Below are 16,985 nucleotides of genomic sequence, written 5' to 3'. Positions count from 1 at the left end.
ATGCAAGACTCCCCGCCTGAACAGATATCCCCCGGCGCCTGGCCTTCCCGCTGGTGGGCCGAGGCCTCTGCACGCGACTTTGCGCAGGCCCAGGCCAGCGGCCTGGCTGCCGAAACCATCGCCGTGCTGCCCGTGGCCGCCGTGGAGCAGCACGGTCCGCACCTGCCGATGTCCGTCGACGCCTGCCTGCTGCAGGGCGTGATCGATGCGGCCCTGCCGCTGCTGCCGGCCGACCTGCCCGCGCTGTTCCTTCCGCCGCAGAACATCGGCTTCAGCGTGGAGCACCAATCCTTTGCCGGCACGCTGACGCTGTCGCCCGCCACGGTGATCGCGCTGTGGACCGAGCTGGGCGCCTGCGTGGCGCGGGCCGGCGTGCGCCGGCTGCTGCTGCTCAACGGCCATGGCGGCCAAGTCAGCGTGATGGACATCGTGGCGCGCGAGCTGCGCATGCGCCATGGCCTGCTGGTCTACAGCAGCAGCTGGTTCGGACTGGTGGACGATGCGGCCAATGCGCAGTTCAGCGCGCATGAGCACCGCTTCGGCATCCATGGCGGGGAGGTCGAGACGTCGATGATGCTGCACCTGGCGCCGGAGACCGTGCGCATGGAGCATGCGCGGGACTTTCATTCCACTTCGGAGGATCGGGCGCAGCGGCATGCCTTGCTGGGCAATGGGCGAAGCGCCAAGATGGGCTGGGCCATCGAGGATTACAACGTTTGCGGGGCGGTGGGGAATGCTGCGGGGGCCACGGCCGAGCGGGGGGCTTTGATGGTGGAGGCTTCGGCTCGGGGGCTGGTGCGGTTGTTGTCCGAGATGGTTGCGCTGCCTGCGGATACTGTGGGGCGGGCGCCGGAGCCGCTGTAGGTTTGTTGCGGGGTCGTTTTTGGACCCTGCCGGGTGGTGGTTTTGCGAGGCCGGAATTCGGCCCGGCGGCCGACCTACTTTCTTGCCGCGCAGCAAGAAAGTAGGCAAAGAAATGCGCCCAAATGTCCGCGACCCCTTCGCTGCGCTGCGGGGCCACCTGCGTCGTGGCGGCTGCGGGATTCGCCGTGAAACTCACTTCGCGCTGCGCGCTACGTTCAAACATCACGGCGAGTCAGATCACGAAGCAAGCCTGTCCTTCGGCAGGCTTGCAACCCCGCAACCGCCACGACGCAGGCGCTGACATACGGGGAGTTTGCTCGGGCCTTTGCTTCGCTCGGCCTATTCCTTTATTGCTTCATTGCTTCATTGCTTTGGGATCTTGGCCTGGACGATCACGTCGCCCCAGCGCCTGATTTCCGATTGCAGCAATTGCGTGGTCTGCTCGGGCGTGCTGGCTTGGGCCTGCACGTTCATTTCGCGCAGTTTCTGCGTGACTTCGGGGGAGTTCACGGCGGCGGCGATTTCCTTGTTCAGGCGGGCGATGATTTCCGGAGGGGTCTTGGCGGGGGCGGCCAGGGCGTTCCAGGAGGAGGCGACGAAGCCCTTGACGCCTGACTCCTGGGCCGTGGGCACGCCGGGCAGCAGGGCCGAGCGCTTGTCGCCGGTGATGGCCAGCAGGTTGACGGCCTTGGAGTTGATCTGGCCCATGATGGGCGTGAGGATTTCCACGGCCGCGTCGATCTGCTTGCCGCGCAGGGCCGTGACCACGGCAGGGGTGCCGTTGAAGGGCACGATCTGGGCGTCGATGCCGGCGGTGGTCTTGAACAGTTCGGCTGCCAGGTGCTGGGTGCTGCCGATGGCGATGCTGCCGATGTTGAGCTTGCCGGGGTTGGCCTTGGCCCAGGCCACCAGCTCGCCCAGGTTCTTGAAGCGCGAGTCGCTGGCGGTGAGCACGCCGATGTCGAAGTAGCCCAGGGTGGAAATCGGCGTGAAGTCCTTGACCATGTCGAAGGGCAGCTGGCTGAACAGCCCCACGGTGACGGCACTGCCGTTGGACATGAGGAACAGCGTGTGCCCGTCGGGCGCGGACTTGGCCACGGTGTCGGCCGCGACGATGCCGCCTGCGCTGGGCTTGTTGTCGATGATGACGGGCTGGCCCAGCTGCGAGGCCAGTTTTTGCGCGACGACGCGCGAGGTGACGTCGGCCACGCCGCCTGCGCCAAAGGGCACGACGATGCGGATGGGCTTGTTCGACAGGGGCTGGGCCTGGCTGGTGATGGCGGCCAGCAGCAGGGCCGCGCAGGCCAGGGCGCTGCGCGTGAAACGGCGTTTGTTCATGGGTCTTTTGTCTCCTGGCCGGCGAGTTTGGCGCAAAAGCGCAGGCCGGCCCAGAGCGCCCGTGTTCTGGCTGCTATGCCTTGGCGCGATAGCTGTGTGACAGCCTTGCCGGTGCTGTATCAGGCGTGCGTGATCCAGCTGCGGTGCTCGTCCGTGTCCAGGTGGTTGAGCGTGTTGAAGGTCTGCAGCATCAGGCGCTTGGGGCTGGTGGTGAACTCGGTCACGGCGCTGTTGCGGATGCGCATGTTCAGCGCAATGGTGACCTCGGGCGAGGTGCCCAGCACATGGCCCACGGCGGTGGAGATGGGGCCGCCACTGCTGACCAGCAGCACGTTTTCGTCGGCATGCTCGTGGCGCACGCGCTCCAGCACCTGGCGCACGCCGCCCGAGAAATCATCCCAGCTGGGCATGCCTTTGGGGCTGATGGTGCCGGCCATCCACTGGGCCAGGGCATCGCACAGCAGGCGGAAGTGGTGGCGGTACAGCTCGGGTGTGTCGGGCTTGGGCAGGGGCGCCGGATGAATGGCCTGCAGCAGCGCGCCGCTGTCGTATTCATCGAGGCCTGCAAGCGCCTGGGTGCGGTGTTGCTCGGCAGGCAGGCTGCCCAGGCCGTCGGCGATGCCGGCCAGTGTCTGCGCATGGCGGCGCAGCGTGCCCGTGTAGACCGCGTCGAAGCGCAGGCCGCGCTCTCGCCAGTAGGCACCCAGCCTTTGCGACTGCGCCGTGCCGCGCTCGCTGAGCTGGTCATAGTCTTCGGCACCAAACGAGGCCTGGCCATGGCGCACAAGATAGAGGGTTCCCATGGCGCGGATTGTGGCCAGCGCCGGCGCTGGCGTTTGTCCTGCGGGTGACTGGCTGCCGCCTTGGCGACAGATTCCGGCAACCCGGCAGGCTCTACAACAGCACCTGGCCGCTCACGCATTCCACGACATGGCCGCCTATCCACAGCGCGCCCTGCGCGTCCTCGCTGACGTGGACGCGCCCGTCGCGCCCCACGCAGCAGCCCTGGCTGGCGATGTAGGGCGCATGCAGCAGGCCTTCGCCGCGCAGCCACAGGGCCAGACTGGCATTGAGGCTGCCGGTGACGGGATCTTCAGTGACGCCGACGGGGCTGGCGAAGCCGCGCACTTCCAGGCTGGGGGCGGCATCCGTCTCGGCTGCGGCTGGCCGCTGGCCCGTGGCAAAGGCGCGGGCCTCGCGGCTGCTGCGGCCGATCAGTGCCGGTGCATCTTGCGCGCTTTCGTACAACGCGCAGGCGCCCACCTTGGTGTTCAGCGCCTTGAGCCTTGCATGGTCGGGCTCCAGCGACAGCACCTGGTCGGGGTGTTCGAAGAGCACGCCCATCCAGCGCGGGCCGTTGTCCAGCCAGGCCGCACGCAGGATCTGGCCGCGTTCTGCGCCCAGCGCGGCCGCCACGTCATCCAGCATGCCGGGCTCCACGTCGCTGATGTCGGTGGACGGTGCCTGAAAGGCCAGGCGCCCGTCCTGGCGCTCGATGCCGATCAGCCCCTTGGCGCACTCCTGCACGATGCGCTGCGCCTGCTGCGGCACGCCGCCCTGCGCCAGCCAGGCATGGCAGCTGCCCAGCGTGGGATGGCCGGCAAAGGGCAGCTCGCCGCCCGGCGTGAAGATGCGCACGCGGTAGTCGGCGCCTGCAGCGCGGCCCGCCTCGGTGGGAGGCAGCACGAAGGTGGTCTCGGACAGATTGGTCCAGGCCGCGAAGGACTGCATCTGCGCATCGGTCAACCCGGTGGCGTCGAGCACGACGGCCAGCGGATTGCCCAGGTAGGGCCGTGCCGTGAACACATCCACGGTCATGAAGGGGCGCTGGCGGGGTGCGGCGGTGGAGGTCATGGCAAGGGGCAGGGGTGCGATGGGCAATGCAGGATGAAGAAAGCCGGCGCAAAGCCGGCTTTCAGGGAACAGCCGGGGCTGTGCGTATCAGGCCGACAGCTGCGAGCGGATGGCGTCGGCCAGGGCGGCGATGCCCTTGTCGATCTGCTCGGCCGACACCGTCACGTAGGACAGGCGCAGCGTGTTGGCCTGGGGCTCGTCCGCATAGAACGGCGCGCCGGGCACGAAGGCCGTGCCGCGTTCCACGGCGGCGGGCAGCAGCTTTTGCGCATCCATGCCCTTGGGCAGGCGAACCCACAGGAACATGCCGCCCACGGGACGGGTCCACTGCACGTCCAGGCCGGCCATTTCGCGTTCCAGCGCGGCCAGCATGGCATCGCGCTGGCGCTTGTACATGGCGCGGATGGTGGGCACATGGCGGTCCAGGAAGCCGTCCTTGATGACCTCGGAGACCACGCGCTGGTTGAAGCCCGGCGTGTGCAGGTCGGCCGCCTGCTTGGCCTGCAGCAGCTTGTTGTAGACGGACTTGGGCGCCACCAGGAAGCCGATGCGCAGGCCGGGGGCCAGCACCTTGGAAAACGAGCCCAGGTAGATCACGCCTTCGGGGTTGCGCGCGGCCAGCGGCAGGGCGGGGGCCTGCTCGAACCACAGGTCGCCGTAGGGGTTGTCCTCGATCAGCGGGATGTTGAGTTCGCGCGCCTTGTCCACCAGGGCCTGGCGGCGTGCCTCGGCCATGGTGCGGCCGGTGGGGTTCTGGAAGTTGGGCAGCACGTAGGCCAGGCGGGCCTTGTCGGCGCCGGTGCCGGCCTTGGCGGCGAAGTCCTCGACGAGGATGCCGTCGTCATCGCTGTCCACGCCCACGGGAATCGGTTCCTGCGGTGCAAAGGCCTGCAGCGCGCCCAGGTAGGTGGGCTTTTCGACCAGCATGCGGCTGCCACGGTCCAGGAAGACCTTGCCGATCAGGTCCAGCGCCTGCTGCGAGCCGGTGGTGATCAGCACCTGGTCGGGGTCCACTTCCCAGGGCAGGAAGTCGGCCACGGCCTGGCGCAGGGGGGCGAAGCCCTCGCTGGTGGCGTACTGCAGGGCCGAGGCGCCATCGCGCTGCATCACGGTCTGGCAGGCCTGGGTGAACTCGTCCAGCGGGAAGGCCAGCGGCGAGGGCAGGCCGCCCGCCATGCTGATGATGCCGGGACGGTCGGTGAGCTTGAGGATTTCGCGGATGGCGGAGGGGTTCATCTTGGCAGCACGGTCTGCCAGCGTCCAGGTCGTCATAAAAAAAGCAGTTCCAGGTCTTTGCGGTGCCCGCCATGCGGGCGGGCTGGTATGGATTGCCATGCCGTCGTGGGGCACGGGCCGGCCGCATGTGAAGAGCGGAGTGCGGATAGTGCGCTCGCTCTTGCGCCGGCAATGAGGGTATTTTGTCGCGGGCGTGAAGGGTCTGCGCATCCTCCCTTCAATAGCTGGGCAGGCCAGTACGGCCTTTGCCTGGGCGTGGGTGGAGGACCCTCATGCGGCCACCATCCATATCGCCGTCAGCGCCAGCATGGTCGCCATGGCACGGTTGAACCACAGCAGCCTGCGTCCCTGGGCCAGCCAGTGGCGCAGCAGTGCGCCCACGCAGGCATACAGCAGATTGCTGAAAAAGGCATAGGCGGCCATGACGGGCAGCACCACGGTCAGGCGCTCGGTCAGGTCGTCGCGCCCGGCCAGCCAGCCGGCCACGATGGCCAGGGCCAGTAGCCAGGCCTTGATGTTCACGAATTGCAGTCCCACGCCCTGCCAGAAGCCCACCTGCAGCTGCTGCGGCGATTGCAGCGAAGCCATCTGCGCGCTGCGGCTCAGGCGCCAGGCCATCCACAGCAGGTAGCCGATGCCGGCGGCCTTGACCAGCCACAGCAGCAGCGGCGCCGCAACAATGGCCGCGCCCACGCCGGCCGTGCTCAGCACCAGCAGCACGCACCAGCCCACGGGCACGGCCAGGACGAAGCGCAGCGCCGGGCGCAGGCCGTGGTTGGCGGCCAGGGCCGTGGACAGCGTGGTGTTGGGACCGGGGCTGAAGCTCATGGAAGCGGCGAGCAGCAGCAAGGCGGTGAGTTCGGACGGTGGCATGAGGCGGTGGCCCCGAAGGTCTCCATACAGGCGGCAGGGGCTGTTGGGGAGGAGGGAACGGCAGGCCTTCTCCGCAGCACGAATGCATGAAATATAGGTGCAAGACCTGTACAGTGCCAATACAGTTGGACCCTCAATTGCATGTTCTGTATTGGTGCCTATCCCGATACAGTGACTTTCTGGTGACCCCCTTCGCAGCCGTTTGCAGCCGTTCACACCCGTTTCCGTATGACCGTTCCCCTCTCGCGGCTGGCGCCGCAGACCCTGAGCACCCAGCTGGCCGAACGCCTGGGCGAGCGCATCCGCATGCGGCTGCTGCCTGCGGGCGCACGCCTGCCTTCGGTTCGCGAATGCGCGCGCCAGCAGGGCGTGAGCACGCACACGGTGGTGGCCGCCTATGACCTGCTGCAGGCCCAGGGCCTGGTCGAGGCGCGGCCGCAAAGCGGCTTCTTCGTGCGCGACTTCGTGCAGGATGCGCCGCTGCTGCAGCCCGAACAGGCCCGTGCGGTCCCCGCCGAGGAGGCCCCTGGCGTGCCCAAGGGCACGCGCATCAATGCCTCCATGCTGGTGCGCGGCATGTTCCACCAGAGCGTGGGCGGCAGGCCGCAGCCCGGGGCGGGCGTGCTGCCGGCCGAGTGGCTGGAGGCCGGCTTCCTGGCGGCGGCCATGCGCAAGGCCTGCTCGGGCAAGTCCCTGCACGACTCCTGCGTGGGCTACGGCGACCCGCTGGGCGACATCGGCCTGCGTGAGGCGCTGTCGCGGCGCCTGGCGCGCCTGGGCATTGCGGCGGCGCCGCAGCACATCATCACCACCATGGGCGCAACGCATGGGCTGGACGTGGTCAGCCGCGCCCTGCTGCAGCCGGGCGATCCGGTGATGGTGGAGGAGCCCGGCTGGGCCGTGGAATTCGCGCGCCTGGCATCGCTGGGCATGCGCGTGCTGCCCGTGCCGCGCGGCCCCGACGGGCCGGACCTGGCCGTGATGCAGCGCTACTGCGAAAGCTGCGCACCCAAGCTCTACGTCAGCGTGAGCGTGCTGCACAACCCCACCGGCTACAGCCTGTCACCGGCCAGCGCCCACGAGGTGCTGCAGCTGGCGCGGCGATTCGGCTTCTACGTGGTGGAGGACGATACCTATGGCGAGATCGCGCCCGACCACGCAGCGCGCATGACCGTGCTGGACCGCCTCAGCCACAGCATCTATGTGAGCGGCTTCGCCAAACTGCTGGCGCCCAACTGGCGCGTGGGCTACCTGGCGCCCCCGCCCGCCCTGGTGGAGCGCCTGGTGGACACCAAGCTGCTGTCCACGCTCACCACCCCCTCGCTGATGGAACGCGCACTGGCCCACTGCATGGACCAGGGCCAGCTGCGCCGCCATGCCGAGCGCCTGCGCCAGCACCTGGCCCAGGCCCGCATGCGCAGCGTGGCACTGGCCCAGCAGGCCGGCGCCCGCTTCGCGGCCGAGCCGGCCGGCATGTTCGGCTGGGTGGACACCGGCGTGGACACCGAAACCCTGGCCCAGCGCCTGCTGGACGCCGGCTACTTCATCGCCCCCGGCGCCATGTTCCACGCCGGCCGCCAGCCCAGCACCTGCATGCGCATCAACTTCGCCACCACGCAGGAACCCGCCTTCTGGCGCATCTTCGAACGCGAAGTCCAGGCCATGCGCGGCAGCGCATAGAAAAGGGAATGGGGCAGGGAAGGGAGACGGCGGAGAAGATCGGCATCGCCCCGCAAATCCAGATCAGACCAGGCGCACGGCGCCAAAAACCGGCGAGGCCCAAAGCAAGGGACAGCAAGCAAGGGCCGCCCCGCAGCGAGGCTGTCGTCCCCCTCCCCCGCGCAGCGGGTAGAGAGGGGGAAGGCGCGTCAGCGCCTCAGGGGGTGCCTCCAGTCAATGCGCCCGCATCTTCGTACGCAAGCGCGCAATCGCCTGGCTGTGCAGCTGGCACACGCGCGATTCGGTCACGCCGAGCACGGCGGCGATTTCCTTGAGGTTCATGTCGTGCTCGTAGTACATGCCCATGATGTACTGCTCGCGCTCGGGCAGGGCCTTGATGGCTTCGACCAGGGCCACGCGCAGGCGGTGGTCGCGCAGCAGCGCAAAGGGATCGGCGCCGCTGTCGGCCACGTGGCGTTCGAGGAAGTCCTCGCCCTCGTCGCCGCCCGACATGTCCTCCAGATACACCAGCTGCGTGCCGCGCACCTTGCCCAGCAGCGACTGGTAGTCGTCCAGGTCCATGCCCAGTTCGTCGGCGATCTCGGATTCCAGCGGCGTGCGCCCCAGGCGCTGCTCCAGGCGGTGCAGCGCATGCTCGATGTCCTTTTGGCTCTTGCGCGAGCTGCGGCTCATCCAGTCGCCTTCGCGCAGCTCATCGAGCATGGCGCCACGGATGCGCTGGCTGGCGAAGGTCTCGAATTGCACGCCCTGCTCGCTCTCGAAGCGGGACAGTGCTTCGGCCAGGCCGATCATTCCGACCTGTATCAGATCATCAAGCTCCACATTGGGAGGCAGCTTGGCGATCATGTGCAGCGCGATCCGGCGTACCAGAGGTACATGCCGACGGATCAGTGCATCGCGGTCGAGTTGGCCTTTGGCGGTGTACATGGCAGTCAGTGGCTCCAGGCATGGGATGCGGGCAGCGGCGCGAAGCCGGCGGCCAGATCCTGGCCGCCATGTGGCAACACGCTGCCCGCATGGTTGAGCAGTTGCAGCGCCAGGCGCTGCAAGTCCGGTGCATGGTGCAGGCGCACGGGCAGCAGTCCCGGCGCATGGCCCAGGTGGCGTTGCGCGCAGCGCATCAGCGCGTCGATCTGCGATTGCAGCTGTTGCGCATCCTCGGCCTGGCTGCGGGCGCCGGTCTGTCCACGGCGCCAATCGTAGCTGGTCACGCCCAGGTCATCGGCGCTGGGCAGCAGCGGCGCCAGCAGGCAGCGCAGGCCGGCATGCACCGCCAACTGCTTGAGCTGGCGGTAGCAGCCCAGCACGCGGGTGCCTTGTTCGGGCAGCACCATCAGCGGGTGCACGGCCTGGCCGGCCAGGTTGCTGGCCAGCGTGTCGGCATTGGCATACAGCATGACGATGGCGTAGCCGCGCACGTGGCGCTGCAGCCATTGCATGGGCGTCATGCCGGCCTGGCGTGCCTGCTGGGGCAGCAGATCCAGGCCCTGGCGCGCCGGCAGCACGGCCACCGAGCTGTGGCGGGGGTCGGGGTGCAGGCCGGTACGGGCCTGCCAGGCGCTTTGCTGCAGCAGCTGTGCCAGTCCCGGTGCATCCGGGGACTCGCCCTGGCTGGAGTCCAGCACCAGAACGGGCAGGCCCAGGCGCTGCAGGCTGGCACAGACCGGCCACAGCAGGGATTGTTCGGCCAGGCCCTGCGGGTCGTTGGCCGTGTCGCGCAGCATGGCCAGCACACGCAGGCCCATGGGAGCGGCGGCGCCGGGCTGGCCGTGCAGGCCCAGGCCCTGGTGCAGCTGGGGGAAGGTTTCAAGCATGGTGGATCTCGCCTTCCGTGCTGGGGCTGGACGGGGTGAAGAAGAAGTCCAGGTCCAGCGCCTTGGGATCGAAGGCCGAGCGGGTGGCGGCGCGCATGGAGGCGGAGACCAGTTGCTGCGCATCGGCGCGTTCCCAGTCTTCGGGCACGCGCTGGCCGTTGGTCACGCCGCGCAGCTGCATCTGGTGGCGGATCAGTGTGTCCACCGACGGGCCCAGCTTCACGGCCTCGTCCACCTTGGTAAGGATGGCCTGGCTGGAGCCGCGCGCCTTGAAGGCCTGCATCACATCGTCCAGCGCATCGCCCTGGCCGGCCGCGTTCACGGCCAGCAGTTTCTGGATGCCGGGCAGGTCCAGCAGGTCGAGGATCTCGTCCTTGCGCGGATCGCGCGGAGCCACGCCCGTAGTGTCGATCAGCACCAGCTGCTTGTTGGCCAGCAGGCCCAGCAGGTCCTGCAGCGCGGCGCGGTCATGGGCCAGGTGGGCCACCACGCCCAGCATGCGGCCGTAGGAGCGCAACTGGTCGTGGGCGCCGACGCGGTAGGTGTCCAGGGTGATCAGGCCGACGCTGGCGGCGCCGTACTTGGCTGCGCACAGGGCAGCCAGCTTGGCCGTGGTCGTGGTCTTGCCCACGCCGGTGGAGCCCACCAGGGCGAAGACGCCGCCTTGCTCGTACAGCGGGGCCTGGTCGGCGTCGGTACGCAGATTGCGTTCCAGCACCTGCATCAGCCAGCGCACGGCGTCGCCGGCGGACAGGTCCTGGGGCATGTGCTCGACCAGGGCGCGGGCCAGCACGGGGGAGTAGCCCGCGCGGATCAGCTTGTGCGTGAGGTTGGCGTGGATGGGGTTCTGGCGCGTCTGGCCCAGCCAGGTCAGGGTGTTGAAGCGCTCTTCGATCAGGTCGCGCACGGACTGCAGCTCATCGCGCAGTGCCTGGGAGGCCATGGTCGGTGCGGGCTCGCTGCGCAGGGTCTCGCGCAGCGGCGCTTCGGCGCTGGCGCGCAGCGGGTTGTGGCGGGCCACGGAAGGCGCGGGCTGTGCCTTGAACGGCTGCTGTGCAGCCGTGGGCGCGGCGGCCGGTGCTTCGCGCAGGGCGTCGCCCAGGCTGCGGCGCTGGGCAAAGCTGGGCAGCGGCTCGTCAACGCCGGCCTCGTGGCGGCGGCGCAGCATGCGTTCGCGCACATAGTCCTGGAAGGACAGGGTGCTCATGGCCAGCTGTTCGGTGTCTTCCTGCACGCTTTGGCGCAGGCCGGCCGGCTCGGCACCGTCTGCCGACAGCGAGGCTGCCTGCGAGATGGCCTGCGCAATCGCCGACGACGTTGCCTGGGAAGCACGCGATGGAGCCGCCTGCGCGGCCTGCAGTGCCGGCTGCGCCGTGCGCGGCTGGGTCTGCGCCTGGATCAGCTTGGCCTGCACCTGCGGGCGCAGGCCCGTGGTTTCCTCTGCAGAGCGGCGCTCGATGGCCTGCTGCAGCGGCGTGCTGCTGGCAGCGGCCTTGCTGTGCTCCAGCGTGTCCTCGGCCGTGGCCATGACCTCGACGCCATCGGGCGTGTTGCGGTTGGACAGGATCAGGGTGCCCGCTCCGAAAGCCATGCGCGCCTTGGCCAGGGCCTCGCGGGAGGTGGGGGCGTAGAAGCGTTTGATGTTCATGCGGATGCACCTTTAAGAATCGAGCCGATGCGGATGGTGTGCGTTTCGGGGATCTCGCTGTGGGCGAGAACCTGCAGACGCGGCGCCACGCGACGCACCAGGCGGGCAATGGAATTGCGGATGGAATCGGGAACCAGCAGGCAGGCAGGCAGGCCCAGCTCTTCTTGCTGGTTGGCCATGTCGGCCGCCTTCTGGGTGAGGATCTCGGCCACGCCGGGATCCAGTGAGGGGGAGCCGGGGTTGGACAGGGCCTGCACCAGCAGGCGTTCGAGTCCGGGCTCGATGGCGATGACGTTCAGCTCGCGGGTCGGGCCGTAGATCTGCTGGACGATGGACGGCGACAGCGCAATGCGCACGCGGCGGGCCAGCTCGACAGGGTCCTGCGTGGTCGAGGAGTGCTCGGCCAGCGTCTCGATGATGGTGCGGATGTCACGCACGTGCACCGAGTCTTCCAGCAGCAGCTGGAGCACTTTCTGGAACGTCGTGATGGACACCATTTTCGGAATGACTTCTTCGATCAGCTTAGGAGCCAGTTTGGCCACATGCTCCACCAACTGCTGCGTCTCGGTACGGCTGATCAGCTTGGCGGCATGCACTTGCATCAAGTGTGACAAATGGGTGGCCATCACGGTTTCCGAATCAACCACGGTAAAGCCTGCCATTTGTGCCGCTTCCTTCTGGCGTTCGTCGATCCAGTGGGCGGGCAGGCCGAAGGCCGGGTCGGTGGTCTGGGTGCCGATCAGCGGGGTGCTGATGCCGCCCGGATTGATGGCCAGGAACATGCCGGGGAAGGCCTCGCCCTCGCCCACCATCACGCCGCGCAGGGTGATGCGGTAGGCGCTGGGCTTGAGCTCCAGGTTGTCGCGCACATGCACGGCCGGGGGCAGAAAGCCCACTTCCTGGGCGAACTTGCGGCGCACGCCCTTGATGCGGGTCAGCAGGTCGCCCTGGCGGCCCTTGTCCACCAGGGTGATCAGGCGGTAGCCCAGCTCCAGGCCGAGCAGGTCCACGGGCTGCAGGTCGTCCCAGGTGGCTTCGCCATCGCTGGGCGCGGCCACGGGTGCGGGCGCCTGGGTCTGCTGGGAGGCGCGTTCCTGCTGGCGGCGCGAGAGCATCCAGGCCAGCCAGCCCAGCAGCGCGCCCGTGCACAGGAACACGACGTGGGGCATGCCCGGAATGACGCCCAGCAGGCCCAGCACGCCGGCCGTGATGCCCAGCACCTTGGGCGACATGAACAGCTGCTGCGCGATCTGCTGGCCCATGTCGGTTTCCTTGCCCACGCGCGAGATCACCATGGCCGCGGCCACCGAGATCAGCAGGCCGGGGATCTGCGCGACCAGCGCATCGCCCACGGCCAGCAGGATGTAGCTGTCGGCGGCCTGGCCGGCCGACAGGCCGTGCTGGATCATGCCGATGGCGAAGCCGCCGATGATGTTGATCACCAGGATCAGAATGCCGGCGACCGCGTCGCCGCGCACGAACTTGCTGGCACCGTCCATGGAGCCGAAGAAATTGGCCTCTTCCTGCACCTCGGCGCGGCGGCGCTTGGCTTCCTTTTCGTCGATCAGGCCGGCGTTCAGGTCGGCGTCCACGGCCATCTGCTTGCCGGGCATGGCGTCCAGGGTGAAGCGGGCCGAGACTTCGGCGATACGCTCGGCACCCTTGGTGATCACCACGAAGTTGATCACCACCAGGATGGCGAACACGATCAGGCCGACGGCGAAGTTGCCGCCGATCAGGAAGTGGCCGAAGGCCTCGATCACCGCGCCGGCCGCGCCGGGGCCGGTGTGGCCCTCCAGCAGCACCACGCGGGTGGAGGCCACGTTCAGCGACAGGCGCATCAGCGTGGTCAGCAGCAGCACCGACGGGAAGGCCGCGAAGTCCAGCGGCCGGATCATGTAGGCCGCCACCATCATCACCATCAGCGCCACGGCGATGTTCAGCGTGAAGAAGGTGTCCAGCAGCCACGGCGGAATGGGCAGCACCATCAGCGCCAGGATGGCCACCACCAGCAGCGGCGCCATCAGGCCCTGAGCGAACTTGGCGTTCTCGCTCGACCACATCGATTGCAGGGATTGGAGCGGATTCGTCGTCATGGAGCAGTACCTTCAGTGGTCGCGGCGGCGCCTGGCGCGCGGCGGCCCTGGTGCGGATCGAGTTCGGCGGGCACGACGGGTTCGCCGAGATCGCCAGGCATGGGGCCTTCGCCGCGCAGCGCGGCCTTCAGGCGGTAGACATAGGCCAGGACCTGGGCCACGGCCGTGTACAGCGCGGCGGGAATGGCCTGGTCCAGATCGGCGTGCGCGTACAGGGCGCGCGCCAGCATGGGGGATTCGAGCACCGGGATCTTGTGGGCGCCCGCGACTTCGCGGATCTTCAGCGCCACCAGGTCCGTGCCCTTGGAGATGACCTGCGGGGCGGCCATGGTCTTTTCGTCGTAGCGCAGGGCCACGGCGTAGTGCGTGGGGTTGGTGACCACGAAGTCGGCGCGCGGCACGGCGTTGACGCTGGCGCGGTCGGCGATCTCGCGCTGCTTCTGGCGGATCTTGCTCTTGATCTGCGGGTTGCCGTCGGATTCCTTGTGCTCCTGCTTGACTTCCTCATGGCTCATCTTCAGGCGCGACTTGAACAGGTAGGCCTGCAGCGGCACGTCGATCACGGCCATCAGGAACACCACCAGCAGCAGCAGGGCGACGCCGCTGGCCAGCCATTGCCCCGTCATGGACAGCGCCATGGCCGAGGGCTGGGAGGAGATGGCGGCGATCTCGGCGAGATGGCCGCTCAGGAACTTCCAGGCCACGAAGGAGAGGATGGCCGTCATCACCACCATCTTCACCACGGTCACCATCTGCTGCTTGGAAAACAGGTTGGTCAGGCCCGACAGCGGATTGAGGCGGTTGAACTGCGGTTGGATGGGCTTGAGGCTCAGGATCCAGCCGCCGGCCAGCATGCCCGACACCAGGGCCGCACCCGTGGTCACGGCGGCAACGACCAGGGAAATCTTCAGGCCCAGGCTGCCCATGGACAGCATGCGCTCCATCATCAGGGCCGGCGTCTTGGCCGTGTGCGCGTCGAAGGCCAGCTGCTGGGCCAGTGCCATGCGCAGGTGCTGGATCAGGGGCTCGGCGCCCATCAGCATCATCAGCGCGCCCGTGCCAAGGATGGCCAGGTGCGACAGGTCCCGAGAGCGCGCACCCTGGCCGTCAGAACGCGTTTTCTGCAGTTTGCGTTCGGTGGCGGGAAGGCTTTTGTCTTGGCTGGAGTCCATGGCGCAATGACGGAAGGATTTGCGTCATTGTCGGAACAAGCCAGGCAGGCGAAGCCCCGATAAGCGGGGCTCAAGCGGCGCTTATGTGCTGTCTGCACAAGGGGAGGAACGGCAGCCGCATGGTGCAAGGGCGCCGCGAAGATGGCAGTCAGCCCCTTGCGCCCAAGCGAAAGAGGCTGCCCTGCAATGAGAGGGGAGGCGCCGTGCGCCCCCCGGGTGATCAGAATCCCAGGCTGGCCAGGAGATCGTCCACCTGGGACTGCGAAGTCACCACGTCGGGCGTCTTCTCGGGATCGACCACGGGGCCGGCGAGGTGCTCCTTGGGCTTTTCCAGGGGCTCCAGCGCCGTCTGCTGCGGGTTGGGCGAGGTCTGGATGAGCAACTGCACCAGCTGGTCCTCCAGATCGGCGGCCAGCGAGACCACGCGGGCGATGACCTGGCCCGTGAGATCGTGGAAGTCCTGGGACATCATGATCTCGGTGAGGTGCTCGTCGGCCTGCTGCGTGCCCTGCTCGACTTCCTCCAGGAAGTTCATCACCCGGCCCTTGGCCACGGCCGCCACGGGGTCCTCGACCATCTGTGCCCGCATGGCGCGTACACGCTCGGCCAGCCGGTCCTGCTGGACCTTGGCCAATTCGACGCGGTTCAGAACCTTCTCGGCGGCTTCTCCGGTCAGCCGCGCAATGTAGGAAAGGCGGCTTTGCGCGTCCGGCAGCTCTCCCATGCTGCCGCGCAATCGGTCCGCATAGCCCAGCTCGTTGAGCGAGTCATGCAGCTGGCGCGTGAGAACGCCCACCTTGTAGTGGACGCTGTCGGGGACATCCGGGTTGCTCATGGCGCGTGCCCTACAGGCCCAGCTTTTTGAGGATCAGGTTGACTTTCTCTTCCAGCGTGGCCTTGGTGAAGGGCTTGACGATGTAGCCTGCCGCGCCGCCCTGGGCCGCTGCCACGATGTCCTCCTTGCGTGCCTCGGCCGTCACCATCAGCACGGGAAGGTGCTTGAGTTTGTCGTCCTGCTTGATTTCGGTGAGCAGCTGGAAGCCGTTCATGTTGGGCATGTTGATGTCCGTCACCACGAAATCAAACTTGCTGTTGCGCAGCTTGTGCAGTGCCACGACGCCGTCTTCGGCTTCATCGGCTTCGGGAAAGCCGCTCTCCTTGAGCAGATTGCGCACGATGCGCCGCATGGTGGAGAAGTCGTCAACGATCAAAAAACGCAGGGCATTAGCCACGTGAGGCCCTTTCGGTCGGTAGGTGCTCGGTACTGGTAAGAATCCGCCGCGATGGTAACAATATGAAACCTTCTTGGCGCAATGTGGGAATTTTCCTGCTTTTCGGCAGCATCGGGCGCAAACCTTAATTTGTTACACGATCAGGTGACGCGGGCGCGGACGGGGCAGCTGCAGGCGAGGTGGCGGCGGGCTGCGCAGCGGTCTCGCCGGTTGCGGATTCGGTGGTGGCCGCATTCGCCGTGCCGCCATTGCCGCCGGCCAATGAGGGCGGCAAGGCGTTGCGTGTCACAGGTCCGCGGTGGCCCAGCAGGCGCTTTTCAGCCTCCTGCGTGAGCACGGTGATGGTGATGCGCCGGTTCTGCGGGGCACGCGGATCATCGGGCAGCAGCAGGTCGCTGCTGGCCAGGCCCGTGATGCGGGCCAGCTGGTTCAGCGGCATGCCGGCCGCCACCAGCTCGCGGCGCGAGGCGTTGGCACGGTCGGAGGACAGCTCCCAGTTGCTGTAGCCGCGGTCGGCATTGCCGTAAGGGGCGGCATCGGTATGGCCGGACAGGCTGATGCGGTTTTCCGCGCCCGCCAGGGCCGCGCCCACTTCGCGCAGGATGTCGCGCATGTACGGTTTGACCATGGCGCTGCCACTGTCGAACATGGGGCGGTTTTGCTCGTCCACGATCTGGATCTGCAGGCCGTCGGGCGTCACGTCGGTGCGGATCTGCGAACGGAATTCGTTCAGGCGCGCATTGCTGGTGATCATCGCGTCCACCTTGGCCTTGAGCGCCTTGATGCGGTTGGAATCCACCTGGGCCTGGTCAGCGCGGCCTGCATCGACGCTGGTGCGCCGGTTGGAGCTGTCCGCCGCCTCCGAGCGCCGCACCTGGCCGTGCACCTTGGCCAGATCATTGCCGCCGCCGGGAATCACGCTGGAGCTGTTGCCTGCACCGTCGCCGCCGGCCATCGCGACCTTCAGCGGCGAGGAAAAATACGCCGCAATGCCCTGCAGCTCGCCCTTGGCCGTGGAGCCCAGCAGCCACATCAGCAGGAAGAAGGCCATCATCGCGGTCACGAAGTCGGCATAGGCGATCTTCCAGGCACCGCCGTGGGGTGCATGCGCCGTCTTCTTGACGCGCTTGATGATGATCGGCTGTAACTTTTTCTCTGCCATGGCTTGACGCTGCTGG

Annotated in this window: 15 protein-coding genes; 2 read left to right on the top strand and 13 right to left on the bottom strand. The window is 67.7% G+C overall.

Going from position 1 to position 16,985, the window contains the following annotated elements; all coding sequences use genetic code 11:
• The gene (locus tag ACM14_RS14655; RefSeq protein ID WP_065346531.1) at positions 1 to 864 is read left to right on the top strand and encodes a creatininase family protein; all 864 of its coding nucleotides are present in this window, start codon (positions 1 to 3) and stop codon (positions 862 to 864) included.
• Positions 865 to 1,227: 363 nt separating this feature from the next.
• Here ACM14_RS14655 and ACM14_RS14650 read toward each other — a convergent pair whose 3' ends face one another.
• The 5 genes from ACM14_RS14650 to ACM14_RS14630 all read right to left on the bottom strand — a co-directional run bounded on the left by ACM14_RS14650 (position 1,228) and on the right by ACM14_RS14630 (position 6,165).
• Positions 1,228 to 2,202, bottom strand: coding sequence for a tripartite tricarboxylate transporter substrate binding protein (locus ACM14_RS14650; protein WP_065346530.1), 975 nt, complete (start codon positions 2,200 to 2,202; stop codon positions 1,228 to 1,230).
• Between the two features lie 119 nt (positions 2,203 to 2,321).
• On the bottom strand, positions 2,322 to 3,005 hold the full coding sequence (locus ACM14_RS14645; protein ID WP_034398008.1) for a histidine phosphatase family protein: 684 nt from the start codon (positions 3,003 to 3,005) through the stop codon (positions 2,322 to 2,324).
• A 91-nt stretch (positions 3,006 to 3,096) separates the two neighbouring features.
• Positions 3,097 to 4,056: a PhzF family phenazine biosynthesis protein gene (locus ACM14_RS14640; RefSeq protein ID WP_065346539.1), complete on the bottom strand. Its 960-nt coding sequence runs from the start codon at positions 4,054 to 4,056 to the stop codon at positions 3,097 to 3,099.
• Between the two features lie 87 nt (positions 4,057 to 4,143).
• Complete coding sequence (locus ACM14_RS14635) at positions 4,144 to 5,328, bottom strand: PLP-dependent aminotransferase family protein (protein WP_013800341.1); 1,185 nt, start codon at positions 5,326 to 5,328, stop codon at positions 4,144 to 4,146.
• 234 nt (positions 5,329 to 5,562) lie between these two features.
• Positions 5,563 to 6,165: a LysE family translocator gene (locus ACM14_RS14630; protein ID WP_043822593.1), complete on the bottom strand. Its 603-nt coding sequence runs from the start codon at positions 6,163 to 6,165 to the stop codon at positions 5,563 to 5,565.
• Between the two features lie 228 nt (positions 6,166 to 6,393).
• Here ACM14_RS14630 and ACM14_RS14625 point away from each other — a divergent pair, with 228 nt between their 5' ends.
• A complete protein-coding gene (locus ACM14_RS14625) occupies positions 6,394 to 7,845 on the top strand; it encodes a PLP-dependent aminotransferase family protein (protein WP_034398015.1) in 1,452 nt (483 codons plus the stop codon).
• Positions 7,846 to 8,058: 213 nt separating this feature from the next.
• On the opposite strand, the gene ACM14_RS14620 is transcribed toward ACM14_RS14625, so the two are convergent.
• The 8 genes from ACM14_RS14620 to motB all read right to left on the bottom strand — a co-directional run bounded on the left by ACM14_RS14620 (position 8,059) and on the right by motB (position 16,969).
• On the bottom strand, positions 8,059 to 8,772 hold the full coding sequence (locus ACM14_RS14620) for an RNA polymerase sigma factor FliA (protein ID WP_012202528.1): 714 nt from the start codon (positions 8,770 to 8,772) through the stop codon (positions 8,059 to 8,061).
• A gap of 5 nt (positions 8,773 to 8,777) precedes the next feature.
• Positions 8,778 to 9,659, bottom strand: a complete 882-nt coding sequence (locus tag ACM14_RS14615; protein WP_065346529.1) for a hypothetical protein — start codon at positions 9,657 to 9,659, stop codon at positions 8,778 to 8,780.
• Positions 9,652 to 11,307: a flagellar biosynthesis protein FlhF gene (gene flhF, locus ACM14_RS14610; protein ID WP_034398017.1), complete on the bottom strand. Its 1,656-nt coding sequence runs from the start codon at positions 11,305 to 11,307 to the stop codon at positions 9,652 to 9,654. Before flhF ends, ACM14_RS14615 begins: the two co-directional genes overlap by 8 nt.
• The gene (gene flhA, locus ACM14_RS14605; protein ID WP_012202531.1) at positions 11,304 to 13,403 is read right to left on the bottom strand and encodes a flagellar biosynthesis protein FlhA; all 2,100 of its coding nucleotides are present in this window, start codon (positions 13,401 to 13,403) and stop codon (positions 11,304 to 11,306) included. The genes flhF and flhA overlap by 4 nt, the downstream gene beginning before the upstream one ends.
• The gene (locus tag ACM14_RS14600) at positions 13,400 to 14,575 is read right to left on the bottom strand and encodes a flagellar biosynthesis protein FlhB (RefSeq protein WP_013800346.1); all 1,176 of its coding nucleotides are present in this window, start codon (positions 14,573 to 14,575) and stop codon (positions 13,400 to 13,402) included. Before ACM14_RS14600 ends, flhA begins: the two co-directional genes overlap by 4 nt.
• Before the next feature lie 220 nt (positions 14,576 to 14,795).
• Positions 14,796 to 15,410 (bottom strand): protein phosphatase CheZ, encoded by a 615-nt coding sequence (locus tag ACM14_RS14595; RefSeq protein ID WP_012202533.1) that lies wholly within the window; start codon positions 15,408 to 15,410, stop codon positions 14,796 to 14,798.
• A 10-nt stretch (positions 15,411 to 15,420) separates the two neighbouring features.
• Positions 15,421 to 15,807: a chemotaxis response regulator CheY gene (gene cheY, locus ACM14_RS14590; protein WP_012202534.1), complete on the bottom strand. Its 387-nt coding sequence runs from the start codon at positions 15,805 to 15,807 to the stop codon at positions 15,421 to 15,423.
• A gap of 124 nt (positions 15,808 to 15,931) precedes the next feature.
• Positions 15,932 to 16,969 carry a flagellar motor protein MotB gene (gene motB / locus ACM14_RS14585; protein WP_063327644.1) on the bottom strand — a complete coding sequence of 346 codons (1,038 nt, stop codon included), beginning with the start codon at positions 16,967 to 16,969 and terminating at the stop codon, positions 15,932 to 15,934.
• Positions 16,970 to 16,985: the final 16 nt, after the last annotated feature.

Source organism: Delftia sp. JD2 (genome assembly GCF_001682645.1).
Lineage (GTDB): Bacteria > Pseudomonadota > Gammaproteobacteria > Burkholderiales > Burkholderiaceae_C > Comamonas > Comamonas acidovorans.
This window is presented reverse-complemented; position numbering and strand designations above follow the sequence as displayed.

What these genes read in the sequence shown, in the direction of transcription:
- ACM14_RS14655 (WP_065346531.1), top strand. Translation starts at nt 1, where the DNA reads ATGCAAGACTCCCCGCCTGAACAGATATCCCCCGGCGCCTGGCCTTCC.
- ACM14_RS14650 (WP_065346530.1), bottom strand. Translation starts at nt 2,202, where the DNA reads ATGAACAAACGCCGTTTCACGCGCAGCGCCCTGGCCTGCGCGGCCCTG.
- ACM14_RS14645 (WP_034398008.1), bottom strand. Translation starts at nt 3,005, where the DNA reads ATGGGAACCCTCTATCTTGTGCGCCATGGCCAGGCCTCGTTTGGTGCC.
- ACM14_RS14640 (WP_065346539.1), bottom strand. Translation starts at nt 4,056, where the DNA reads ATGACCTCCACCGCCGCACCCCGCCAGCGCCCCTTCATGACCGTGGAT.
- ACM14_RS14635 (WP_013800341.1), bottom strand. Translation starts at nt 5,328, where the DNA reads ATGACGACCTGGACGCTGGCAGACCGTGCTGCCAAGATGAACCCCTCC.
- ACM14_RS14630 (WP_043822593.1), bottom strand. Translation starts at nt 6,165, where the DNA reads ATGCCACCGTCCGAACTCACCGCCTTGCTGCTGCTCGCCGCTTCCATG.
- ACM14_RS14625 (WP_034398015.1), top strand. Translation starts at nt 6,394, where the DNA reads ATGACCGTTCCCCTCTCGCGGCTGGCGCCGCAGACCCTGAGCACCCAG.
- ACM14_RS14620 (WP_012202528.1), bottom strand. Translation starts at nt 8,772, where the DNA reads ATGTACACCGCCAAAGGCCAACTCGACCGCGATGCACTGATCCGTCGG.
- ACM14_RS14615 (WP_065346529.1), bottom strand. Translation starts at nt 9,659, where the DNA reads ATGCTTGAAACCTTCCCCCAGCTGCACCAGGGCCTGGGCCTGCACGGC.
- flhF (WP_034398017.1), bottom strand. Translation starts at nt 11,307, where the DNA reads ATGAACATCAAACGCTTCTACGCCCCCACCTCCCGCGAGGCCCTGGCC.
- flhA (WP_012202531.1), bottom strand. Translation starts at nt 13,403, where the DNA reads ATGACGACGAATCCGCTCCAATCCCTGCAATCGATGTGGTCGAGCGAG.
- ACM14_RS14600 (WP_013800346.1), bottom strand. Translation starts at nt 14,575, where the DNA reads ATGGACTCCAGCCAAGACAAAAGCCTTCCCGCCACCGAACGCAAACTG.
- ACM14_RS14595 (WP_012202533.1), bottom strand. Translation starts at nt 15,410, where the DNA reads ATGAGCAACCCGGATGTCCCCGACAGCGTCCACTACAAGGTGGGCGTT.
- motB (WP_063327644.1), bottom strand. Translation starts at nt 16,969, where the DNA reads ATGGCAGAGAAAAAGTTACAGCCGATCATCATCAAGCGCGTCAAGAAG.